This window comes from Bacillus sp. KS1 (genome assembly GCF_020075515.1).
Taxonomy (GTDB): domain Bacteria; phylum Bacillota; class Bacilli; order Bacillales; family Bacillaceae; genus Bacillus; species Bacillus velezensis.
In genome coordinates this window covers 24,081-47,469 of record NZ_JACAWW010000013.1, presented here as the reverse complement: position 1 = coordinate 47,469, position 23,389 = coordinate 24,081, and the positions used below count along the sequence as shown (strand labels likewise).

The 23,389-nt window shown below is 43.5% G+C and carries 21 protein-coding genes; 19 read left to right on the top strand and 2 right to left on the bottom strand.

The genetic code is table 11. From position 1 onward, the window contains the following. Positions 1-18: 18 nt before the first annotated feature. Positions 19-1,140 carry an FAD-dependent oxidoreductase gene (locus HWY38_RS06115; protein WP_023356765.1) on the top strand — a complete coding sequence of 374 codons (1,122 nt, stop codon included), beginning with the start codon at positions 19-21 and terminating at the stop codon, positions 1,138-1,140. Positions 1,141-1,176: 36 nt separating this feature from the next. Here HWY38_RS06115 and HWY38_RS06110 read toward each other — a convergent pair whose 3' ends face one another. Next, positions 1,177-2,247, bottom strand: a complete 1,071-nt coding sequence (locus tag HWY38_RS06110; protein ID WP_007609950.1) for a DUF3900 domain-containing protein — start codon at positions 2,245-2,247, stop codon at positions 1,177-1,179. 164 nt (positions 2,248-2,411) lie between these two features. Here HWY38_RS06110 and HWY38_RS06105 point away from each other — a divergent pair, with 164 nt between their 5' ends. The 6 genes from HWY38_RS06105 (at position 2,412) to HWY38_RS06080 (ending at position 9,393) form a co-directional block, all read left to right on the top strand. Next, positions 2,412-5,594 carry a bifunctional cytochrome P450/NADPH--P450 reductase gene (locus HWY38_RS06105; protein WP_224181454.1) on the top strand — a complete coding sequence of 1,061 codons (3,183 nt, stop codon included), beginning with the start codon at positions 2,412-2,414 and terminating at the stop codon, positions 5,592-5,594. Positions 5,595-6,072: 478 nt separating this feature from the next. After that, positions 6,073-6,666, top strand: coding sequence for a hypothetical protein (locus HWY38_RS06100; RefSeq protein WP_088461609.1), 594 nt, complete (start codon positions 6,073-6,075; stop codon positions 6,664-6,666). Continuing rightward, complete coding sequence (locus tag HWY38_RS06095) at positions 6,659-6,970, top strand: winged helix-turn-helix domain-containing protein (protein ID WP_007609957.1); 312 nt, start codon at positions 6,659-6,661, stop codon at positions 6,968-6,970. The genes HWY38_RS06100 and HWY38_RS06095 overlap by 8 nt, the downstream gene beginning before the upstream one ends. Beyond that, on the top strand, positions 6,971-7,861 hold the full coding sequence (locus HWY38_RS06090) for an ABC transporter ATP-binding protein (protein WP_128575050.1): 891 nt from the start codon (positions 6,971-6,973) through the stop codon (positions 7,859-7,861). A gap of 14 nt (positions 7,862-7,875) precedes the next feature. Beyond that, a complete protein-coding gene (locus tag HWY38_RS06085; protein WP_007609959.1) occupies positions 7,876-8,616 on the top strand; it encodes an ABC transporter permease in 741 nt (246 codons plus the stop codon). A 54-nt stretch (positions 8,617-8,670) separates the two neighbouring features. After that, complete coding sequence (locus HWY38_RS06080; protein WP_224181453.1) at positions 8,671-9,393, top strand: pentapeptide repeat-containing protein; 723 nt, start codon at positions 8,671-8,673, stop codon at positions 9,391-9,393. Positions 9,394-9,454: 61 nt separating this feature from the next. Here HWY38_RS06080 and pznA read toward each other — a convergent pair whose 3' ends face one another. Further along, on the bottom strand, positions 9,455-9,580 hold the full coding sequence (pznA, locus tag HWY38_RS06075; protein WP_157662605.1) for a TOMM peptide plantazolicin: 126 nt from the start codon (positions 9,578-9,580) through the stop codon (positions 9,455-9,457). 968 nt (positions 9,581-10,548) lie between these two features. Here pznA and HWY38_RS06070 point away from each other — a divergent pair. The 12 genes from HWY38_RS06070 (at position 10,549) to HWY38_RS06015 (ending at position 23,374) form a co-directional block, all read left to right on the top strand. Beyond that, entirely contained in the window at positions 10,549-11,244 is a 696-nt protein-coding gene (locus HWY38_RS06070) for a hypothetical protein (RefSeq protein ID WP_224181452.1), read from the top strand. 21 nt (positions 11,245-11,265) lie between these two features. Further along, on the top strand, positions 11,266-12,258 hold the full coding sequence (locus HWY38_RS06065; protein WP_224181451.1) for a TOMM precursor leader peptide-binding protein: 993 nt from the start codon (positions 11,266-11,268) through the stop codon (positions 12,256-12,258). 2 nt (positions 12,259-12,260) lie between these two features. Then, positions 12,261-13,607 (top strand): YcaO-like family protein, encoded by a 1,347-nt coding sequence (locus HWY38_RS06060; protein ID WP_224181450.1) that lies wholly within the window; start codon positions 12,261-12,263, stop codon positions 13,605-13,607. A gap of 26 nt (positions 13,608-13,633) precedes the next feature. After that, positions 13,634-14,443: a SagB/ThcOx family dehydrogenase gene (locus HWY38_RS06055; protein WP_029973720.1), complete on the top strand. Its 810-nt coding sequence runs from the start codon at positions 13,634-13,636 to the stop codon at positions 14,441-14,443. Further along, positions 14,440-15,117, top strand: a complete 678-nt coding sequence (locus HWY38_RS06050; RefSeq protein ID WP_224181449.1) for a type II CAAX prenyl endopeptidase Rce1 family protein — start codon at positions 14,440-14,442, stop codon at positions 15,115-15,117. Before HWY38_RS06055 ends, HWY38_RS06050 begins: the two co-directional genes overlap by 4 nt. 24 nt (positions 15,118-15,141) lie before the next feature. Next, positions 15,142-15,954 (top strand): class I SAM-dependent methyltransferase, encoded by an 813-nt coding sequence (locus HWY38_RS06045; RefSeq protein ID WP_224181448.1) that lies wholly within the window; start codon positions 15,142-15,144, stop codon positions 15,952-15,954. A gap of 457 nt (positions 15,955-16,411) precedes the next feature. Beyond that, positions 16,412-18,340 (top strand): LTA synthase family protein, encoded by a 1,929-nt coding sequence (locus tag HWY38_RS06040; protein ID WP_082999075.1) that lies wholly within the window; start codon positions 16,412-16,414, stop codon positions 18,338-18,340. Between the two features lie 215 nt (positions 18,341-18,555). Further along, the gene (gene rfbF, locus HWY38_RS06035; protein ID WP_224181447.1) at positions 18,556-19,320 is read left to right on the top strand and encodes a glucose-1-phosphate cytidylyltransferase; all 765 of its coding nucleotides are present in this window, start codon (positions 18,556-18,558) and stop codon (positions 19,318-19,320) included. Between the two features lie 6 nt (positions 19,321-19,326). Continuing rightward, positions 19,327-20,295 carry a GDP-mannose 4,6-dehydratase gene (locus HWY38_RS06030; RefSeq protein ID WP_012117042.1) on the top strand — a complete coding sequence of 323 codons (969 nt, stop codon included), beginning with the start codon at positions 19,327-19,329 and terminating at the stop codon, positions 20,293-20,295. A gap of 24 nt (positions 20,296-20,319) precedes the next feature. Continuing rightward, on the top strand, positions 20,320-21,231 hold the full coding sequence (locus tag HWY38_RS06025; RefSeq protein ID WP_014417151.1) for a putative nucleotide-diphospho-sugar transferase: 912 nt from the start codon (positions 20,320-20,322) through the stop codon (positions 21,229-21,231). A gap of 28 nt (positions 21,232-21,259) precedes the next feature. Next, a complete protein-coding gene (locus HWY38_RS06020; protein ID WP_007408950.1) occupies positions 21,260-22,420 on the top strand; it encodes a glycosyltransferase family 2 protein in 1,161 nt (386 codons plus the stop codon). 15 nt (positions 22,421-22,435) lie between these two features. Then, a complete protein-coding gene (locus HWY38_RS06015) occupies positions 22,436-23,374 on the top strand; it encodes a putative nucleotide-diphospho-sugar transferase (protein ID WP_224181446.1) in 939 nt (312 codons plus the stop codon). The last annotated feature ends 15 nt before the right edge of the window (positions 23,375-23,389 follow it).

Here is a 23,389-nt window from a genome sequence, read left to right as displayed (position 1 = left end):
AGATAAGGCGGTATCGTGATGAACCATGAAGTGAAAAAGATCATCATAGCGGGCGGAGGGATCGGCGGCCTGTCCGCAGCGATTTCTCTCGGCAGAGCGGGTTTTGAAGTGACCCTTTGCGAGGCGGCGTCCGACATGCGAAAAAGCGGAGCGGGCATTCTCCAGCCTCAAAATGCGCTGCGGGTGCTTCGGGAAATCGGTGTGTATGATGAATGCTGTCAACACGGCTTTCAAACGGAATGGCTGAAGCAGCATGATGAAAACGGAACGCTGCAGTTTAAAGTGAGTGAGGCGTTTTTAGATGATTCATTGCCGGGGCGGAATAATATATTGCGGCAAACATTAAACGATATCCTCAAAAAGCATGCTGAAGCGGCGGGGGTCACGATTCTGCTCGGTAAAAAAGTCGTGTCTTACGAAGAAACGGCAGATGACATAACGGTGCATTGTGCAGACGGAACCGCGATGACGGCTGACATTCTCGCCGGCTTTGACGGCATCCGCTCCGCTGTCCGCGATCAAATGCTGCAAAGAGAAGTGAAAACGGAGTATCTCGGCATGGGAGCGCACAGATTTTACATTTCTTTTCCCGAGCCGATATTTCATGATTCGACACTGATGTATAAAAAAGGGCAGACGCAGGTCGGAGTCGTGCCTCTCTCTGAAAAAACAGGATACGTATTTATCATCCGGCCGTATGACGCTGACTTCAGGGATGACGAGGACACGCGTTTTGAACGGGTGAAAGACTTGCTGCGCGGAATTCCGGGAGTGAAGTTTGTGACAGAGAATATGTCAAAGGAATATCCCGTTTTGTTTCATAAGATTGAGCAGATGGCGGTTAAAGAACCGTGGCACAGAGGCCGCGTCGTTCTGGGCGGGGATGCCGTCCATGCAGGGGCGCCGACATTGGCGCAGGGAGCGGCGATGGCGATTGAAGACGCGATTGTGCTTAGTGAAGAACTGCAAAAGCACGAAAACCATGAAACTGCATGTCAAGCATACTTCGAAAGACGGGCGGAGCGGGCATTACAGGTGCAGAATCTCTCATCTGAAATCGTCCGCCGCGAGATAAAGGGAACGCCCGGCGTCCAAGACATCATAAGTGAATGCTATCGATTGCTCAAAGAGCCTTATTAAATAAAGAAAGTCCAGAACATAGCGTCTGGACTTTTGTCAGTCTTGTTCAGATTTATTCCGTATCCGCTCAATCACCTCATGCAGCCCCTCAGGCTTGTGAAACTCCACCGGCGAACTGCCTTTTTCAAACGAGATCGTCTCCGCCTCAATGAGCGCGACATAGCGCCCGTTCACTTTTGCGAGATGGATGGATTCGCCGAAATCAGCCAGTAATCCTTTAATCTCTGTTTCTCCGACTTTCATTTTCAGCTCGGCTTCCGGCGTGTGTTCAATGATCTGCGCGGATGCCTCGATGACTTGATGGGTGTCGAGGCGCTCCTGAATTTCCCGCTTTTCACTTGCTTCCCAAATTTCAATGTCGTGCTCAAACTGCTGAAGCTCTTCGCTGTTTTCTTCAAACGTTTCATACACGTGTTCCTGCACCATGTTCATGACTTGGCTTTTCATGATTTCCGGCATCGATTCGCCGTATTCGACAAATTTGAGAAAATCTTCGAAATAACGGGCGTGCGAGGCCTGGTGGATTTTCAGCTCATGCTCCTCAGTCATGCCTTCTTCCGGCATATACGGATATTGAATGCTTTTCATGTTTTTTGTCGTGATGGCCATTTCGACCTTTTTAATGAGAGAAGAGGCGTCTGAGATGCGGGCGACCTTCGGCTCGAAATCGCATTTCATCATAAAGACGAATTTGTCTTCAAAATACTTGCGCGGAACGGCCGATGCCACGATAAAGACACCGCCGCGCACGGCGCTCGTGTCAAGGTAAGTGCGGACGAACTGCTCGCTTGCCTCGATAAATGCTTCCTTCGTATCCGCAAGTCTGGCGCGGTTGAAAAGGTTGTAATTCGGATTTGAATCAAGCTCATGGCCCGGCTCCGTGATAAAATGGCCGATTTTTGTTGGGACCTGCTCGGATTGCGGATGCCGTTCGGCTTTCCGTTTGACGATTTTCTTCAATTCCCCGTCAAGAAAATCCTTCAGCTCGCTTTCTTCAAATTCTTCCGTGTCAAGCGTCTGGAAATGTTTGAACTGTTTGTTTGCCTGTTCGTCTTTTCCTTCCACTTGAATGACGTAAAACGATAAAAACTTGATTTCAAAATCCATATGTGAACTCACCTTATTTCTGTATTTAACAAGCCTCTCCAGTATAGAAAAAACCGTTATTGATCGTCAATCCGGGGATTGATCCGTAACGGCGGATAATTGGCCGGTGAAAAGGGCACTGTAGTTGGAAGGAACGCATCAATGTGTAAGAAAGGGTGTTATTCATGAAGGAAACAGGTCCGATTCCGCAGCCGAAGACATTCGGTCCTCTCGGCAATCTTCCTTTGCTTGATAAAGACAAGCCTACAATGTCGCTGATCAAACTGGCAAACGAGCAGGGGCCTATTTTTCAGCTGCATACCCCGGCGGGCGCCATTATCGTCGTGTCCGGACATGAACTGGTGAAAGAGGTATGTGATGAAGAGCGGTTCGATAAAAGCATTGAAGGTGCTTTGGAGAAAGTCCGGGCGTTTGCCGGTGACGGGCTGTTTACAAGCTGGACGCATGAGCCTAACTGGCGAAAGGCGCATAATATTCTGATGCCGACCTTCAGCCAGCGCGCGATGAAAGATTATCATTCGATGATGACTGATATCGCGGTGCAGCTGATTCAAAAATGGGTTAGGCTGAACCCGGATGAGGCCGTTGATGTGCCTGCTGATATGACCCGCCTGACGCTCGATACGATCGGGCTTTGTGGCTTTAACTATCGGTTTAACAGTTATTACAGGGAAACGCCTCATCCGTTTATCAACAGCATGGTGCGCGCCCTTGATGAAGCGATGCACCAAATGCAGCGCCTTGATGTTCAGGATAAGCTTATGATCAGGACGAAGCGCCAATTTCATCATGACATTCAGGCGATGTTTTCGTTAGTTGACAGTATTATCGCAGAGCGCCGGTCAGGCGGCCGGGATGAAAAGGATCTGCTGGCCAGAATGCTGAATGTGGAAGACCCGGAAACGGGCGAAAAACTTGATGATGAAAATATCCGGTTTCAAATCATCACGTTTTTAATTGCCGGCCACGAAACGACCAGCGGCCTGCTTTCCTTTGCCATCTACTTTCTGCTGAAACATCCCCGTGTTTTGGAAAAAGCCTATGAAGAAGCCGATCGGGTTTTGACTGATCCCGTTCCTTCATATAAACAAGTGCTGGATCTTACTTATATCCGAATGATTTTGCAGGAGTCATTGCGCTTATGGCCGACTGCGCCTGCGTTCAGCCTTTATGCGAAAGAGGATACGGTGATCGGCGGGAAATATCCGATCACGCCGAAAGACAGGATTTCCGTCTTAATTCCCCGGCTTCACCGTGATAAAGACGCGTGGGGAGACAATGCGGAGGAATTTTATCCGGAGCGGTTTGAACATCCTGATCAAGTGCCTCACCATGCGTATAAGCCGTTCGGAAACGGTCAGAGGGCGTGTATCGGTATGCAGTTCGCCCTGCATGAAGCAACCCTTGTTCTGGGGATGATTCTGCAGCATTTTACCTTTATCGATCACACCGATTATGAGCTCGATATTAAACAGACACTAACGATCAAGCCCGGCGACTTTCATATCCGGGTGCGGCCGAGAAACAAAGAAGCCGTTGCGGCTGCTCTCCCGGCGGCTGAAAAAGCGGCGGAAGACGTCGAAAAAGAAAAACGGGAAACAAAAGGCGCATCCATTATCGGGCTTGATAACCGACCGCTTCTGATTCTGTACGGCTCAGATACGGGAACCGCAGAAGGCGTGGCGCGGGAGCTTGCCGATACTGCCGGGATGCACGGCGTCCGGACTGAAACGGCGCCTTTAAATGACCGGATCGGAAAATTGCCGAAAGAAGGGGCTCTCTTGATCATTACGTCCTCTTATAACGGAAAGCCTCCGAGCAACGCGGCACAATTCGTTCAATGGCTTGAAGAAGTCAAACCCGGGGAACTTGAAGGCGTCCGATATGCCGTCTTCGGCTGCGGTGATCATAACTGGGCGGCGACATATCAGGCTGTACCGAGGCTTATTGATGAGAAGCTTGCCGAAAAAGGGGCGGAACGCTTTTCCTCCCGGGGCGAAGGGGACGTCAGCGGCGATTTTGAAGGAAAGCTTGATGAATGGAAAAAAAGCATGTGGACGGACGCCATGAAGGCATTCGGTCTCAAGCTGAATGAAAATGCCGAAAAAGAGCGGAGTGCGCTGGGCCTTCAATTTGTCAGCGGGCTTGGCGGGTCTCCTTTGGCACAGACGTATGAAGCGGTTTACGCATCCGTTGCGGAAAACAGGGAACTTCAGGCGCCGGAAAGCGGCCGGAGCACAAGGCATATCGAAATCACTCTGCCGAAAGAGGCTGCCTATCATGAAGGGGATCATCTCGGCGTGCTGCCGGTAAACAGCAAAGAGCAGGTCAGCCGTGTTCTCCGCCGGTTCAATCTGAACGGGAATGATCAAGTGCTGCTGACGGCCAGCGGGCAGAGCGCGGCTCATCTCCCGCTCGATCGGCCGGTCAGGCTGCATGATCTTCTGAGCAGCTGTGTCGAATTGCAGGAAGCGGCATCAAGGGCTCAAATCCGGGAAATGGCCGCTTATACGGTCTGTCCGCCGCACAAACGGGAATTGGAAGATTTTCTGGAGGAGGGCGTCTATCAGGAGCAAATCTTAACATCGCGCGTCTCGATGCTCGATCTCCTTGAAAAATATGAAGCGTGTGAACTTCCGTTTGAGCGATTTCTGGAGCTTTTGCGTCCGCTGAAGCCGCGGTATTATTCGATTTCAAGCTCGCCTCGGAAACATCCCGGGCAGGCCTCAATTACCGTCGGCGTCGTTCGCGGCCCCGCCCGGAGCGGTTTGGGTGAGTATCGCGGAGTCGCTTCGAATTATTTAGCGGACCGCGGCCCTGAGGATGGTATCGTGATGTTTGTCCGCACTCCGGAAACACGATTCCGGCTGCCGGAAGATCCGGAAAAACCGATTATTATGGTCGGTCCCGGCACAGGAGTCGCCCCGTTCCGCGGATTTCTGCAAGCCCGGGCGGCGTTAAAAAAAGAAGGAAAAGAGCTGGGGGAGGCTCATTTGTATTTCGGATGCAGAAACGATCATGATTTTATTTACCGTGACGAGCTTGAAGCTTATGAAAAAGACGGAATCGTGACGCTTCATACGGCTTTCTCCCGCAAAGAAGGCGTACCGAAAACGTATGTGCAGCACTTAATGGCGAAAGACGCCGGCGCTTTAATTTTCATCCTCGGCCGTGGAGGGCGCCTCTACGTATGCGGCGACGGCAGCAAAATGGCGCCCGATGTAGAGGCAACGCTGCAAAAAGCGTATCAGTCGGTCCACGAAACAGACGAGCGGCAAGCGCAAGAATGGCTTTTGGACCTCCAGACAAAAGGCATTTACGCAAAAGATGTTTGGGCGGGGATTTGACCGATTTGATGAAAAGGACTGGATGACTCCAGTCCTTTTTCCTTCAATAAAATGAATTGCTTTCCAATCGATATACATTCGGTTTGTCCAGCCGCCTGGTCAAGATGTCTTCCCTGCTTGACTCCCGGACCTTCTATTTTGGTCATTTCTAAAATCTGCAGAAATTGTCATCAGAAGTGTGTCTTTAAAAGCTTTACCGCATGTTCCTCCGTTAAGCCAGAAATTCAGACAGCCATTGCATGCTATTAATTAATCATTTCATTTTGTTTGGAGATAAGCTTGCTTTGTTATTTTTTATTAGCATGTTTATATAAAGGACGTCTCGGCTGTATTGGAGGCATACCGGCGCAAGAAGTCCCATCTGCTGTTTCCAAGACTAAATAGTTGCGCCTATTTTGGATAAAACCTCTTTACAAATATATGGAATTAGAATATACTCTGTTTCACAAAGTACTTTGCAAAAAGAGGAGCCTGTCTTATGTCAAATCAGAATTTTCGTGAAACAGAGATAGCCGAAAACCTATCTCATATCAAGGTCTTGACGAATTACAAGACTGAGTACTCAAGGCAAACCAGTCCATATTTCATTATTTGGGGCTGTATATGGATTATTGCGTATTCCGTTTCTTTATGTAAGGTACCTTCTGTAGTCCTCGCTTGTGTCTGGTTTATACTGGCAATAGTAGGATGGATACTAACTTTGAAGACATATCTTAAGCAGAAACAATTTGATCCTATGCCCACTTTTTTAAAGAATCAATTAAAATATGCATGGATTGGATTCAGCTTCATGGTATTCATTTTTGTTTTCCTGATTTTAATGGGATTATTGCCTCGAACAGGAGAATTTCTATCATTTTTGATTGTTTTGATGGTGTCTATTATGTACATATTCTTAGGCATCGTGTTAACAAAAGAGATTTTTGTTATGGGGTTTTGGCTGAGCATACTCGGTATGCTTACATTCTGTTTATTTCCTGAGGCAATGAATATTGTTTTTGCATTTATTGGCGGAGGCAGCCTATTACTTACAGGAATGATTTTGAAAAGAAAAGGGCAAGGAAATGAGTAATGTTAACAATATCAATGATTTAATACATGCCAAAGTACGGTTGGGAATTATGAGTTTATTGATGACTTATGATCAATGTGATTTTACTTTCTTGAAAAAGTCATTAGACATCACAGATGGGAATTTAGGTTCGCATCTGAAAAAGTTAGAAGATGCAGCTTATATAGAACTAACCAAGAAGTTCGTATCCAAAAAGCCGAAGACTATTGTTCAGATTACGAAAGAAGGGAAAGCAGCCTACAAGGAGTACATTAATACGATTGAATCCATTTTTAAAATAAATAACAGTGGGGGAATGGTGTAAATGCTGCAAGTTGAACATATAAGTAAGCGCTATGGCACGACTCTGGCTTTGGACAATGTTGCTTTAACAATTCCGAAAGGAGTCTGCTATGGACTTGTTGGACCGAACGGATCCGGCAAATCTACCTTAATTAAGATCATCTCGCGCATCATCCGGGAATATGACGGTAAGGTTGAATTTGTCGGTAATGAAAATGGCAGATTGGGTTATGTTCCACAGGATATCAGCCTTGAAGAAAAATTAACCGCAAAGACCAACATGGAATTTTTCGGAAAGGTGCATGGACTGAATGGCTTAAAACTAAAGCAAACAACAAAAAAACTGTTAGAAGATATCGGGTTGTCAGAAAGGACAAACGACGTTGTGGAGAACTTTTCCGGAGGAATGAAGCGCCGTTTAAATATCGGGTGTGCATTAATGCACGATCCAGACTTAATTATTCTAGATGAGCCGACGGTAGGCGTGGATCCGCAATCACGCCGATACATTTTTAACATCGTAAATCGTCTCAAAAAAGCCGGTAAAACCATTATTTATGTGAGTCATTACATGGAAGAGATTGAAACTCTTTGTGACTATGTAGCTTTTATCGACAGAGGGCAGATTATCGATGAAGGAGAAATAAATGAACTGCTTAAACGACATGAAGAATCATCTATTATGTTTAACTCCTCATTGTCTCATGAATTAATAAAGAGCCATGGTTTTGAGTTTTCAGTCGTTAATTCAGGGCTGATAATAAAAACCAAAGAACCTTTAGAAACCATGGAGCACTTAATTAGGATCAGTAAGGAAAACAATATTGTGCCTCATCAGTTGTTTTTATATAAGCCAAAATTAGAAGATGTATTCTTTAAACTCACCGGCACTGATTTGCGTGATGAAGAATAAAGGGGGAATTTATCATGTTACCGCTCGCTCAAATTGAAACGCTAAAACAGTTAAAGGATAAGTCTCTGTTTTTTTGGACGATTATATTACCCATTGTGTCCATCATATTGCTGATTGAGCTATTTACGACAGACAGTACAAACAAAACTTTAGTAGCTTCTCAATCCGTAACCGGTATGAGCGTATTCTTTTCTACATTCATTATTATCTCCATCGTTATAAGTTTTGTAAAGGATCGGGAAAAAGGAATTGTATCAAGACTGGCAAGTACCCCTTTAAAGCCTTATAACTTCTTCTTAGGAAAAAGCATTCCTTTTTTAGTCATAACTTTTATGCAAATTCTTCTCCTATCTGTTTTAGGAATATTTCTGTATGATATTGAAATTAATAATTTTCCGGCGTATATGTGGGTTGTTGTATTGATATCTTTACTGGTTACATCCTGGGGAGTTGCTATTTCAGTCTTTGCAAAGACTGAAAATACCGGCTTGGTCATGACAAATGTGATTGCATTAGGTACCGCTGTTGTATGTGGTTTATGGACCCCTTATGATCAATTGCCAAGCTATCTTCAAACTATTGGAATGCTCTTTCCTCAGTACTGGGCGCATCAAGGGTTAATTCAATCGGTCTCGACGATATCGGGAGGAGAAAGTCTAATATGGGTAACCCTTGTTGTACTGAGCTATACAATACTGGGATTTATAGTTTCTCTAATTGGATACCGGCATTACATTAAAATGGCAAGAAATTAGACCGCTGAAGAATGGATCATTAAAACGCAGCTGGGACTAAAAGGAGAGCGGGAAATGATAAGTGAAAAACTAAAACTGTATGTCGAGGCTCTATTTAAAAAGTACGAAAGAAATTCGTTACTGAGCAGAAAAAAAACGGAGCTTTTAACTAAGATTCATGATAGAAATATTAGCCTGGAAGCAGAGGGTATGACAAAGCTGGATATTGAGAAGTTGCTTATACGCGAAATAGAATCCAAAAGCTTGGCGGTCGATACCAGTGACCTGAATATAGATAAATCCAATGTCTTAAAACTCAAAAAAAAGACTTTTGTAAATAAGAATTTGCAAAAAACGGAGGATTTTGAGCCGGTAAATGCCGAGTACTATCTCAGTGACTTTAAAAGTGCAACTCTTCAGAATATCGATGTCGAACACTCTGTCTTCAAAAACTGCTACTTCAAGAATTTCTCATGTAAAGACTCCACCATCATAGAATCGACATTTAAAAAAAGTGATCTCAGCCAGTCAAATTATGACACATGTAAACTTGAGTATATGCTTTATACCGGTTGTCACCTGCCAAAAGTCAGTTTTACAGACACCTCCATCCTGCATACGTTCTTCAAGAACTGCTATCTAAAGAAAGTATCCTTTACGAACTGCAATCTAATTAATATTCGATTTGAATCTTGTGATATTGCAAACGTTAAAATTACAGGAGGCAAAATGGATAAAACAACATACCATATACTGCAAGAAGAGGGGACTTCATTACATTCAGTAGAATTAATTTAAATTTAATATAAAGAAGCATAGACCAATAAGAATCATCTTATTGGTCTATTTGTCTTAGAGGTTAGAACGTAGATGAACTAGAGATGATTGTAGTACAGGTACAGCGTGCAGCCATTGGCTCGAATAAATGTTGACCTTCTCCGTGTACACTTGCAATAAGAGCAGTTGGCACTTTAATTTGAGTCATAATTGTTACCTCCTCCATAAAATTTATCGACAAAGAATTCATCGATATGTACCATATTGTGATTTATATGGACAATATTGTCAACCTAAATATGGAATTATTTGTGACATAGATAATGAATTTATAATGAGCAATTTGGTTTAAGAAGCTGAATCACTCTAAATTTAGTTAAAAATGAAAATTAATAATTCTGAATTTTATATTTGATCAGAGGGTTAGTATGTGTTTTAATAGAGTTATGGGAATAAATACTATTTTTTAAGCGGAATAACCCAACTTGTTAGGAAAAAGGAAACGTTGTTTGAAGTTAAAGCTAAGCCAATTCAGGCGAATCGCATAGGCTGATCGGGGCTCTGGGTGATTATTAACAGGAAATGTCAAAATTCAAGGGAGCTTGAGCTTTGTCTGTTGGACAAAAGGGTGACTGCCCGACTGCTTAGAATAAAGCTTAAATTTACTAAGGCTTTTTGTACCCCATTGGTATTGTAATGATTCTGGTGTCACCTACGAAAGATTTACTCTTCTTTGTATTACCTCAGCATTCTTCAGAAGCTCTTCAGATAGTATTACAAAATCAATAATTGATTTAATGATATTTTGTGTATTCGTAACTCCCTGTATTATTTTGTCGCAGAGAGATGAACCAGGCCGCCCCTGGCGATCTAAAGTAGGGAGAAGTAATACGTTATTAACTTATTTGTTTTTCTCAGGACACCATCCTTTGTTTACTTTTAAGAAAGGTATTTAACTTCTGATCCTAACTAACTTAATCTTGTATGCTGTTTTCTATTTGCTGCTGCATTGTCCTAACTGTTATGGTTCAACCATCTTTTGTTAAGATCACGGCGATTATCAAACTTATAATTTCCATATTGAGTATTAATTGGTTATATTAACTTTTTGCTTATCTTTCTGATGACAAATCATGAGATAGATCGTGTGAGATTATTGATTAGGAGGTATTGGACGTGAAAATTCACTACATGGGAGTTAGGGAACCCCTGAAACAAATATTGGAGGATAAGGCGGCTGAGCTCCATGATTATCCATTGCAGATTGTAGATTTAGGCGGATCAATAAAGTACGAAAGTGATTCTTTCATCAACTCTTTTGACTTGGATGCTGAAACAATCATACTTTCAAACCGGAGATATAATTTGAATGATGAATTGGGTTACGTGGAAACAGAGTTACTACAAAAATATAAAAAAAGTATTTTGTACAGAACATCCCCTTTGGACATTGGAATCGAGTTGTACAGAGGATGGGCAGCAGCCACAGGAATACTGCTCACTGCTTTTTCTCCGGTAGGTGTAAATTGGATTTCCACTCAAGATGTTGCATCTGCATGTTTAATCTCAAAAAAAGATGTAAATGTTCGCGCAGGGAAAGCCTTTGACCTAACCGGAGCGGAAGTTATTAGTATGAAAAGACTCAAAGATATATTTGAACAAGATTTGGAGATGCAGATAGATTTACAATGTAAAAATAAAGAGGAAGCGATTAGTATGCTGATGCAAAATAACATGCCATTGGATCTAATAGAATGGTTAGTAGAATATCAGATACTGTCTTCCGATGACCGACTAGAACCAACTACAAATATTCTGGAACAGATAATTGGGCATCCGCCAAATGCAGCTCAATTATTTGAAAATAAATAAATTAATTAAGGAGGAATACAGATGTCTCAACAAACTCAATCTATTCAAACGGTTGTAAGGTTCAAATTATCTCCTCATATTACTTTGGGAGAATTGGAAGGAAGCCTGTTAAGCTTTAAAGCACAATCCATTACAAAAGTTGATGGAGAAGGAATCGTTGAATTCTTTGATGCAATTTCAGAATATCTTGTATGTGAGAATGGAGTCTCAATTGAAGAACTGCACCAAAGGTTCAACCTAGAGAAAGATCAGTTAAGAAACGTCTTCGATTTCCTGGTGACGAACGGATTGTGTATACAATCTACTTCTAGTTTTGACATGACTGCTTTTTTGGCATATGAGAGGGCAGGGGGGCAAGTGGAAGTCAACCAGATCTTACATAGATTAAAGACAAGCATAGTGGAAGTTGTAGCACATGGGGAAAATAACCTAGCAATAACCCTTACTAATAGCTTGCAGGAAACAGGGTTAAACATAGATTGGAAAGAAAAACCGGATAATGGGAAGCCTTCGATACGTATTGCTGTAGCAGCTTCACATTTGGATCCGCTGTTAGAACAAGTAAATGATCAGTCATTAGAAGATCATGTTCCTTGGTTGTGTGTTATTTCATATGATGGTCAGACAGCTTGGGTTGGTCCATTTTTCATTCCACACAAGTCTGCATGTCTCCATTGTTATAACTTACGTAAATCAGCAAACTTTTCAGATGAGGTATTTCGTTCAGAATTGATGAAGGTCAAGCCAGTCAACACTGCGAAACAACCGGTATATAATCAGCCAGTTCATTTGGTACAGGCAGGAATAGCGAATAATCTTGTCACAGAGTGGATTACACTAAGAGACTATGCACCAAGCGCCGTTCCAGGTGGTTTTATAACTGTCAATTTGGATGACAGGGGAGTTTCAGTGGATAATCATCGTGTATATAGAGTACCGAGATGCCAAAAGTGTTCTCCTGCCGCTGACACAGGGTTTCCTCAAGTATGGTATCACGGCGAGGTGGCCAAATAATTATGGTGAGTAAATGGACGACATTAGAAGATTCATGGAAAGTCCTTGATAGTCTTGCTGATCCATATGTAGGTATAGTAAGAAGAGAGTATCGGAAATTACGCGATGTAGATGACGTTTGGGGACACTCGTACGGTGCTCATGGGACAGACAGTAAAATTTTATTCGGAATCCCCTCTAATTCTTATAATGGAGGCGGATCGGATAATGCGGCTGCGGCAAGACTAGCTGCTATTGGGGAAACGGTGGAAAGATATAGTGCAGCTTATCTTCCATTTGATTCTGATGTTGTATGTTTTGGATCACAAAAGGAATTAGAGAAGGAGAATAAGCGTTTCATTGGATATAAAGATTGGGAATTGTACGCTCCAACTCAATTCAAAGATCCTATATTTCCTCATGAAGTTTGGGATGAAAATACTAAGCTATGGTGGAGAAAAGGGACATATGCTAAAACAAATGAGGAGGTATGGACCCCAGGGCAACTAATCCATATCGCCAATCATACGGAATGGCCTGGGGACACTAATATAGGTCATGCTACAAGTAACGGTCTTGCTTGCGGAATTACCTTTGTAGAAGCAGCAATATCCGGTTTATTTGAAACGGTTGAACGGGATGCTTTTATGCTTACCTGGTATAACAAGCTGAGCTTGCCTCAGATTGATGTGAATTCTTCTCCGAGATTAAAACGCTTTCATGAAAGATATATTAAACCAACATCATTGCGGCTGCACTTAGTTGATATGACTGTATTTTCAGGTATTCCTTCTGTGCTGGCAGTTGTCAGAAACCCTCATACGAATTTAGCCCCTTTTGCAATTGGAGCCGCCTCCTCCTATTCGATAGAAAAGGCTTGTGAAAAGGCAGCAATTGAAGGTATGTATACAAGAACTTGGGTTAAGACAGAACAGCGCTTAGGTAACGCATTAGTGAATGCGGATTTTAATAGGGATATCAATAGTTTTGAGGATCATATCAAGCTTTACGCAGGAACCGATATCGTTAAGGAAGCTGATTTCCTTACAAGCAACAGCACTTTAGTTGATGTAAACCAATTTGAGTCATTCGATGATAGTTCTCCTGATGCACTTTGGAATAATCTAAATAATCACCTATATGAAAAAGGTTTTAAAGTGGCTACATTTGATTTAACAAGTCCTGATATAAAAGATGCCGGAGCTCATGTAGTAAAGTCCATCATTCCAGGGTTTAAACCTATAGATGTCCTTTACAGGGGAAGAATGTTGGGTGGAGAACGTATATTACGACATTCTTACGATTTAGGGTTAGTACCAGAGCCGTTTACAATCGAAACACTTAATCCAGTACCTCATCCATTCCCATAAATACTAACGTGAAAGGGGTTAACGAAATGAAAGAGATTGAAAGGCATGCCACTAATTTGGTTGATGTAGTCTATGGCAATGAAAAACTAAGATTTGATGATCCTTCTGAGAACTGGTTTGAGGCTTCAAAAGTTTATCGAAATTCTATGGCGTGGGACGCGCCAGGAGTAGCTGGCCTAATGAGATCCGCAACATTACAGAAGATCGCTACTCATGCAGGTAAACGATTTGATGACTTGCCATTGATTACATTACCTTCCCCATTGAGGACAAGTGTATCATTAGATGAAGTTATTCAAAATAGAAGAAGTATCGAACAGTTTAACGGTGGTAGTACAACACTAGCACAGCTTTCTACCATTCTGCAGGGTAGTTATGGATTAATAGAGCGCCCTGAAGGTCCTAGACGCCCTATTCCTTCTGGCGGAGCTCTTTATCCGTTGGATCTGTATGTTGTTAGCAACAAGGTGGATTCTTTGGAAAAAGGTCTATATCACTTTGATCCTTATCGAAAGGGCCTAGTTCATCTAGGTGAGTACTCTGAAGAGGATTTCGGAAGAATAATGTTACAAGAAGAAGCTGTAAAGGACTTTTCTTTCGCTGTAATCATATCGGCTAGCTTTTGGAGATCAAGGTTTAAATATGGCCATCGTTCATATCGATTTATATTTATTGAAGCGGGTCATCTGATGCAGAATATGATTTTATTGGCCACAGCCCAATGTATCCAGAGCCGTCCATACGGAGGGTTTATAGATGATGAACTCATGGATCTTATTGGCGGCCATAATGGAGTAGACGATGCCCCTATATATACTTTAGTTGCAGGAACATGATGGAGTTAAGGGCATGCATCTTTATAGGGATCCTGATTCATTTGATGGGTCCCTATGTTTCAAAGCTAACAGTTATGTATCAAATCAAGCATAGAACTAAGGAATATAAACTGACTCGTCATATAACACCGCAGCGCAGTTATGATATTATCACCGTTTTTGGTGGAATTATGTGTTGCAGCATCTTCTTAATAGATGATAACTTTTTTTTAATACATAGCAATAATGCGTACGGTGTTTTATTATTTAGTGCCCTAGGTTTCTTTTTTCCTTATGTTATCTGGAAGGGGAAAAACAAATCTGTTGTATTTGTTAAAAGAAAAGTAAATAAACTTGATACATTGATTTTTCTGCCTTTATGCGCAGTTTCAGAGGAATTAATATGGAGAATTTGTATTCCTTTTCTATTTAAACTATACTTCTTTGATTCTGTCTTATTGTGTACGTGTATTAGCTCGATAGGATTTTTACTGCTCCATAGTCCCCTTGGTGGTGTAAAGTCAGCCCCCTATATGACTGTATTTACTGTAATAGCTGTAATAGCTGCACAATTTGATTTTTTATCAGCAGCTGCATTCCATATTGTGCACAATTTAACTATCCAGTATTTTCGTCCTGTCAGCAAAAAGAAAATAAATACATCTTCGCCGACAATGTCTCAAGCAGAGTGGTAAACTCTTTGGAGGTGTCACAGTTATATGGAAATTGAAACAATTGTTAGAGAGTCAGAAGCCAACAGAATTCAAGCACAAACATGGTTTTCTCATCCCGAGAAAAGTAAAGTGAGCTTTCGGTATGATGAGAGGGAAACCTCATCCATTAGAAGTATTTCAATTGAAACATTTCTGTCGTTTTACTCCAGTAAATTTAATAGAGAGCCGTATTCTGTATTAGATATTGGTTGCGGACAGGGGCAAGTAATTCAATATTTGAACAGTCGGTTTCAAAAGATCGAACTGACAGGTATTGATTCCTCTGCCCAAGCAATTTCTTCAGCAAAAAAACTCGGTATTAATGCATCTTTTATATGTTCAAATGCAGAAAATATTATGCAATATGTGTCTAAGAAGCAAGACATTATATTCATACATCTATGTTTTGGACTCTTTAAGAATCCTATTGCTATTGTAAATACACTCATCCATCTATTATCAGATCAATCATGTATCTATATTGTAGACTTGAACAGGAACAGTTTGGGAGAGGGCCTTAACACAGCGCAATCTCGTGAGGAAGAAGCCTATTTAAAAGATCAATATCGTGCTTCTTTAACACTTGAAGAATTTAAACAGCTGCTGCATGTTGTGACCAAAGAACAACATGGGGTGTCATTTCATGTAGGTAATTCCTTTATTGGCGGGTTTGATGAAACCAGTTCACAATTTTTTTCGCTAATGAGAAACAGAAATTTGCAAGACGCGTTAAGGACCAGTGTTGGGGACCAGTTTAAGCAGTCACAAATGCCAGCTCTGCTGCATGGTTGGATTATAAAAAACAAAAGGTATACATGAAGAAAGTATATCTTTAGGGTCTAAGCGATAATTTGACAGGTGAAGGACTGGATGATTCCAGTCCTTTTTTTTACATCAGCCAAAAAAACCTTCAAGTTTTTCAGCCCCTTTGCATACAATAACTTCAGCCCGCCTGTTGGGCGGCTGTCTTTGATATTCATTTTTCGTTTTTAGAAGTTTGTGTTATTCTTATATTTGGTATCTCCTATTTTCAGACCGGGTCTGAATACGGTACCTTTTAATGCCAGAAAAAAATGTGAAACGAAGAACGGATATCCTGCGTCTAATGGCTGGCGGGATAAGATGTTCAATGGGCATGACACGAATGATAAATATATCGTTTTTTTAAATGGTGTGTTTATGGGGCTGTGTGATGCTTTCGTTTTGCTCGGAAAGCAGGAATTGAAGCAAAAAGTAAGAATACAGATTTAAAGTGTTTAGGAAAGTAGAGGTTGCCATGAAGAAATTATTTTCTTACAGACTTAGTTTTTTTGTACTGGCTATTATTTTGTTTTGGGCCAAAACGTATTTAGCCTATCATGCTGAATTCAACCTTGGGGTGAAGGGTCCGACGCAGCAGTTTCTGCTTGTGATCAATCCGTTCTCAAGCGCCATTTTCTTTTTAGGACTGGCATTGTTTGCGAAAGGTCGCAAATCAGCGATTATCATGGTGATTATTGATTTCATCATGACGTTTATTTTGTATGCAAATATCCTATTCTATCGATTCTTCGATGATTTCTTGACATTCCCTAACTTAAAGCAATCCGGTAATGTCGGAAATATGGGAGACGGCATCTTCAGCATTATGTCCGGCCATGATATTTTATACTTTGTTGATATTATTATCTTAATCGCGCTTCTGGTGTGGAGACGTGAGCTGAAGGAATTCAAGCTGAAAAAACGGTATACGTCATTAATTATCGTGACGGGTATTGTTTTGTTCTTCGTGAACCTGGCGATTGCCGAAGAGGACCGCCCGGAGCTGCTGACAAGAACGTTTGACCGCAATTACATTGTAAAATACTTAGGCCTTTATAATTACACGATTTATGACGGCGTACAGACGGCGCAGACGGAATCACAGCGGGCATATGCCAGCAGCGATGACCTGACGAGCGTTGAAAACTACACATCGTCGCATTATGCGAAGCCGAACGCCGAGTATTTCGGCAAGGCCAAAGGCAAAAACATTATTAAGATTCACTTGGAAAGTTTCCAATCGTTTTTGATCAACTACAAACTTGACGGAAAAGAAGTCACGCCGTTCCTGAATAAACTCGCCCGCGGCGGAGAGGACATGACGTACTTTGATAACTTTTTCCACCAAACGGGCCAAGGTAAAACATCTGACGCCGAGCTGATGATGGATAACAGCCTGTTCGGACTGCCTGAAGGGTCAGCCTTCGTGACAAAAGGGGAAAACACGTATCAATCGCTTCCTGCCATCCTTGACCAAAGTGAGGGCTATACAAGCGCCGTTTTACACGGTGACTACAAATCATTCTGGAACCGTGACCAGATTTACAAACATATCGGCTACGATAAATTCTTTGACGCCAGCACATACGATATGTCTGATGACAACCTTGTCAATATGGGACTGAAGGATAAACCATTCTTCAAAGAATCCGTACCGAAGCTTCAATCGCTGAAACAGCCGTTCTACGCGCATTTGCTCACGCTGACGAACCATTATCCGTTTACGCTTGATGAAAAAGACGCAACGATCGAAAAAGCGAAAACGGGCGACGCGACTGTGGATGACTATTTCCAGACGGCGCGTTATCTCGACGAGGCGCTTGAACAGTTCTTTAAAGATCTGAAGTCATCCGGTTTATATGACAACTCGGTGATTATGCTTTACGGAGACCATTACGGAATCTCTGAAAACCATAACCGCGCGATGAAAGAAATTCTCGGCAAAGAAATTACGCCTTATCAAAACGCGCAGAATCAGCGTGTGCCGCTTATGCTTCGCATCCCCGGCAAAAAAGGCGGGGTGAACCATACGTACGGCGGTGAAATGGACGTTGTGCCGACGATCCTTCACTTGGAAGGCATCGATTCTAAGAAATATATTAATTTCGGCACCGATCTCTTCTCGAAAGACCATGATGATACGGTGACGTTCCGTAACGGAGATTACGTCACGCCGAAATATACTTCCATCTCCAATGTCGTATACGATACGAAGACAGGTAAAGAACTGAAAGGCAATCAGGAAACGAAAAACCTGAAAGCCAGAGTCACAGAGCAGCTGAAGCTGTCTGACAGCGTGATGTACAAAGACTTGCTCAGATTCCACAAATTGAGCGACTTTACGCCGGTTGATCCGTCTAAATATCATTACGGCAAAGAAAAGCTGAATCAGGATAATAAATAATAGAAAGAGCCTTACGGAATTTCCGTGAGGCTCTTTTTTTGTGTGTATCTTCACCAATCTGAAAAAAGAGAGAGCTTTTGGTCACAAAGGGCGCCAATCTCTCATATCTTACAGTAGATTTTGAAACCGGTGATAGAGAATCGGACAAATTATCGGGTTGGTTTCTCTTATACGGGCGGTTTCGAATCCAATATTCACAGAGAAGAGGGGTAGAGATGAAAGCAGTCATTCTCTGCGGCGGAAAAGGAACGAGAATGAGCGAAATCACCAATGAACGTCCCAAACCGCTCGCCATGATAGGCGGTAAACCGATTCTATGGCATATTATGAAACTCTATCAATACTATGGCGTGAACGAATTTATCCTGCTTCTTGGTTTCAAAGGAGAGATGATTAAGGAATATTTCTTAGATTATGACTGGAAGAATCACAGCATGACGCTGGACAGCTCTACCGGAGAAGTGCGGATATTGGGAAAATCCGAGCCGTGGAAAATCACTTTTTTAGACACGGGGGAACACACGCAGACAGCGGGACGGCTTTTACAGGCGAAGGACATCATCGGTGATGAAACCTTTCTTATGACGTACGGGGACGGACTGGCGAACATCAACCTGTTTCATCTGATCAGCTATCATCAATCAAAAGGGGCTTCGGCAACCGTCACCGGTATAGAAAAGACCTCGCAATTCGGAACGCTGACGGTTGAAGACGGTATGGCGAAAAGCTTTTCTGAAAAAACCTCAAGTGACGGCATCATCAACGGCGGATTTTTCGTGCTCAGCCCGAAGGTATTTGATTATCTGCCGAAAGACAGGGACGTCATGTTTGAAGAAGAACCGCTGAAGGAGCTGGCGAAAGACGGCGAATTGGCGGTATACCGGCATTACGGTTTCTGGACGGCGATCGATACGTATAAAAATCTGCTGGAAATCAACAACATGTGGGACCGGGGACAACATGTATGGAAGGTATGGTGATCAAGTTTGAGTTTCTGGAAAAATAAAAATGTGTTTGTGACGGGATGTACAGGTCTTTTAGGAAGCTGCTTGGTGAAGGAACTGATCGATCAGGGGGCTAATGTGACGGGACTTGTCCGTGACACTGTGCCCAAGTCGAACCTGTATCAGGGAGAACAAGTGAAGCAAATGAATATCGTGCAGGGCGCGCTTGAAGATCTGGATGTGATTGAACGGGCGCTGGGCGAATATGAAATTGACACGGTCTTTCATTTAGCCGCTCAGGCGATCGTCGGCGTCGCAAACCGCAATCCGATTTCCACATTTGAAGCCAATATTCTCGGCACATGGAACATCCTTGAAGCGTGCCGCAGGCATCCGCTCATCAAGCGGGTGATCGTCGCGTCCAGTGATAAAGCGTACGGCGACCAGCCGACACTGCCGTACGATGAAAACATGCCTCTTCAGGGCAAACATCCGTATGACGTATCAAAAAGCTGTGCCGATTTATTAAGCCACACATATTTTAATACGTACGGACTTCCGGTCTGTATTACGCGCTGCGGCAACTTGTACGGCGGCGGAGATTTGAACTTCAATCGGATTATTCCGCAGACGATTCAGCTCGTGCTGAACGGTGAAGCGCCGGAAATCCGCAGCGACGGCACATTTATCCGTGATTATTTTTACATCGAGGATGCGGTCGAGGCATACCTTTTGCTGGCGGAAAAGATGGAGGAGCTCAATCTCGCGGGAGAAGCGTTCAACTTCAGCAATGAGATTCAGCTGACGGTGCTGGAGCTTGTAGAAAAAATTCTTAAGGCCATGGACAGTGACCTCAAGCCGAAAGTGCTCAACCAGGGAAGCCATGAAATCAAGCACCAATATTTATCGGCGGAAAAGGCGAGGAAGCTTCTGAATTGGACGCCCGCGCATACCATTGATGAAGGATTGGAAAAAACGATCGAATGGTATAAAGCCTTTTTTCAAAAGTAACAGAAACAGAGGTGAGAGAAAGACGTGACAAGCGCATATTGCACAGTTTTATCAAAAGGAAGGCTGTATCAGGCTATCGCTTTGTTCGGCTCATTGAAAGCGGTTCAGGCGGACGCCCCCATTTTTACGTTGTGTATGGATCAAGACACCTATGACGTGCTTCAGGCAATGCGGCCGGATAATGTTACCTTGATTCAGGTGTCCGCACTGGAAAATGAGGAGCTCCTTGAACTGAAGCGGACGAGAGATCAGAGCGAATACTGCTGGACGGTGAAGCCGGTATTTCTCGAATTCGTGCTGGACGGACATCCGGAATTAGAGCGTGTCACGTACATTGATGCCGATTTGTTTTTCTTCGCTGATCCGCGCGCGATTTTTGACAATCAGCCGGATTGTTCGGTGCTTCTGTCACGGGGCGATATCGTCATTCCCTCATTTGAAAAACAGGAAATCGACATGCTGCAGCGTCTTTTAGGCCGGTATAATTCCGGTTTTCTCAGCTTCAAAACCGACAGTGCCGGCACAGATTGTCTCAGATGGTGGAAAGAACGCTGCCTTGAAGAATGCAAAAATGCGCCGGGCGAAGGAAAATTCGGAGATCAAGGCTACTTGGATTACATGTCCGGCCTGTTCCCGAATGTGTGTGACATCACCACGCCCGGCGTGAATATCGGACATTGGAATTACGGCCGCCACACGTTTTCATGGAAGGACGGGCGTCTTGTGCTTGAAGACGGAAGTCCGCTGATTTTCTATCATTTCAGCGGATACCGGATCGTTACAGCCGGCGACATTCGGCAGATTCATGAGACGGACCGGACCGACCTGCCGTTTGTCCATCAGCTTTATCAGGACATTCTGAAGCGGGTGATCGGGACGGTCAGCGCCGTCTGCCCGGAGTTCAGCGGTTTTGCATCTGAGGATGATAACAAATAAATGATCATATACAGGAAGTGAACGAAAAGTGAAGGCAAGCGTCATTGTTCCCGCATATAATTCCAAGGAGAGGCTTTATAACAGCCTGCTGTCCCTGAATGAACAGGAATGCACAGAGCCGTTCGAAGTGATTGTGGCTGACAACGGTTCGGAAGACGGAACCTTATCCATGCTTGAATCATTCAGCGCGAATTTTCCGCTGATTTTTGTGAGAATTAAAGAAAACAGAGGGATCGCTTACGGCCGGAATCAGGCGGTCCGCAATGCCAGAGGTGATATTTTGATCTTCCATGACAGCGATATGCTTGCTGAAAAAGATTTGGTGGCGAAGCATATCAAGGCTCATGAGAACCGGGACGATCTTGTCGTATGCGGTATGTTCTGGAAGCGGATTTACAGCTTTTATTATGACCGTTTTGAAAAAGAGCATAAGGAAAAACTCGCCGAACTGTATGAAGAGCTGCCGGGCGATAAAGAGCCGCTCCTTGATGAAAGTGACATCAGAGACGGAAGTTTTCTTGACCAATGTTTTGATTTAGATACCGACTTTATCCGTGTGCTGAAAAGCATTTTGGAAAAATACGGAGATGATTTGAACGGCTACCGTCTGCCGTGGCGTTTTTTCATTACGAACAATTCGTCAGTCAAGAGACAGCACGTGGCAGATCTCGGCCTGTTTGATGAAGGCATTGTCAGATACGGCTTTGAAGATTATGATCTCGGCATCAGGCTTCATCAGTCGGGAATGAGATTTCAGCTGCGGCGCGATATCATGAGCGTCCATCAGGAGCATCCGAGCAACTGCGCTTCCGTTGATGACATCAGGGCGAATATCGCGTACATGTGCGACAAGTACAATGACATTCATTCGCTTGACGTGCACCTCGCGTTTAACGGCCCGTTTGACGCGGAGTTAACCAACAGCATGATGGCAGACATCGAAGTGCTGCTTGATTATGAGAAATATGAAAGTCTGCTGCACATTTTTCTCGAGCTGCTGCACGCGGTTAAAGACCGCAACCTCGACCCGGACTGGAAGACGAAAAGCCCGCGTATCACGGCGAACAGCTTCAATCTGCCGGAGGTCGGAAAGCTTTTGGCAAAAGCGGAAAAAAAGCTGGGCGTCACGCACTTTGCAAGGGCGTTCAAAGCGCTGGCTGCTGATTTACTGCATGTGGATCTTAAATAAATTGGATGTGATATGGTGAGTAAATATCATTTTTCAACCATTGTTTCCAGAACGCATATCTTTAAACTGATGCCGATGATTCATTCTCTCCATGAGCATTGCCGGGATTTTCATCTGTATGTGCTGTGTGTCGACCAGAAAGCGTACGAACTGATTCAGCAGGTGCCGTGGGAACATGTCACGGCGGTTCAGCTCCATGAAATGGAGGACCCGGAGCTGCTTGAAGCAAAGGGCGGCCGGACGTTTCATGAATATTGCTGGACGCTGAAGCCGGCATTTCTGTTCCATGTGATGACAGAGTATGATGAAGCTGAATATTTTGCCCACTTGGACACCGATCTCTTTTTCTTCTCAGATGCGGGCGAGCTGTTTGCGGAAAAGCCGGATGCTTCCCTTTTTCTGACGGATCACCGCAATTCAGAACGGTTTGCGTCTTATTACAAGCTGACGGGGCAGTACAACACCGGGTTTGTCGGCGCGCGGAATACCGGGGAAGCGTATCGGGCGGTCTGGCAGTGGAGACAGGATTGCATCTCCTATTGTACGGTGGAGATGAATGAAGAAAAAAAGACATACGGTGACCAAAGGTATGTTGAAAAGTGGCCCGCGCAGTTTGAAGACGTTCATGTCACGGAGTCGATCGGCGCGAATGCGGCGCTGTGGAATATTGAGCAATATGACGTCAGCCTGCGCGACGGGGCTGTATATGTCAATGACACCCCGTTGATTTTTTATCATTTTTCAGGCTTTACGCTCGTCACGGAGAACGAATTCAATCTGTGCTGGTACTATCACATTGATGACGAGGCGACAGTCAATATGATTTACGTGCCGTACATCAAAAACGTAAAAAAATGGATTGATGAAATTCAAAAAGCATTTCCTGATTTCAGAGACGGGTTTATTCCGAAATATGCTGTTCCTGACACTCATTTTTATACGGTTGAAACATAAAATCCCTGCCGAAAA

Excerpts from the sequence above, each read along its gene's own strand:
- HWY38_RS06115 (WP_023356765.1), top strand. The coding sequence starts at position 19 with ATGAACCATGAAGTGAAAAAGATCATCATAGCGGGCGGAGGGATCGGC.
- HWY38_RS06110 (WP_007609950.1), bottom strand. The coding sequence starts at position 2,247 with ATGGATTTTGAAATCAAGTTTTTATCGTTTTACGTCATTCAAGTGGAA.
- HWY38_RS06105 (WP_224181454.1), top strand. The coding sequence starts at position 2,412 with ATGAAGGAAACAGGTCCGATTCCGCAGCCGAAGACATTCGGTCCTCTC.
- HWY38_RS06100 (WP_088461609.1), top strand. The coding sequence starts at position 6,073 with ATGTCAAATCAGAATTTTCGTGAAACAGAGATAGCCGAAAACCTATCT.
- HWY38_RS06095 (WP_007609957.1), top strand. The coding sequence starts at position 6,659 with ATGAGTAATGTTAACAATATCAATGATTTAATACATGCCAAAGTACGG.
- HWY38_RS06090 (WP_128575050.1), top strand. The coding sequence starts at position 6,971 with ATGCTGCAAGTTGAACATATAAGTAAGCGCTATGGCACGACTCTGGCT.
- HWY38_RS06085 (WP_007609959.1), top strand. The coding sequence starts at position 7,876 with ATGTTACCGCTCGCTCAAATTGAAACGCTAAAACAGTTAAAGGATAAG.
- HWY38_RS06080 (WP_224181453.1), top strand. The coding sequence starts at position 8,671 with ATGATAAGTGAAAAACTAAAACTGTATGTCGAGGCTCTATTTAAAAAG.
- pznA (WP_157662605.1), bottom strand. The coding sequence starts at position 9,580 with ATGACTCAAATTAAAGTGCCAACTGCTCTTATTGCAAGTGTACACGGA.
- HWY38_RS06065 (WP_224181451.1), top strand. The coding sequence starts at position 11,266 with ATGTCTCAACAAACTCAATCTATTCAAACGGTTGTAAGGTTCAAATTA.
- HWY38_RS06060 (WP_224181450.1), top strand. The coding sequence starts at position 12,261 with ATGGTGAGTAAATGGACGACATTAGAAGATTCATGGAAAGTCCTTGAT.
- HWY38_RS06055 (WP_029973720.1), top strand. The coding sequence starts at position 13,634 with ATGAAAGAGATTGAAAGGCATGCCACTAATTTGGTTGATGTAGTCTAT.
- HWY38_RS06050 (WP_224181449.1), top strand. The coding sequence starts at position 14,440 with ATGATGGAGTTAAGGGCATGCATCTTTATAGGGATCCTGATTCATTTG.
- HWY38_RS06045 (WP_224181448.1), top strand. The coding sequence starts at position 15,142 with ATGGAAATTGAAACAATTGTTAGAGAGTCAGAAGCCAACAGAATTCAA.
- HWY38_RS06040 (WP_082999075.1), top strand. The coding sequence starts at position 16,412 with ATGAAGAAATTATTTTCTTACAGACTTAGTTTTTTTGTACTGGCTATT.
- rfbF (WP_224181447.1), top strand. The coding sequence starts at position 18,556 with ATGAAAGCAGTCATTCTCTGCGGCGGAAAAGGAACGAGAATGAGCGAA.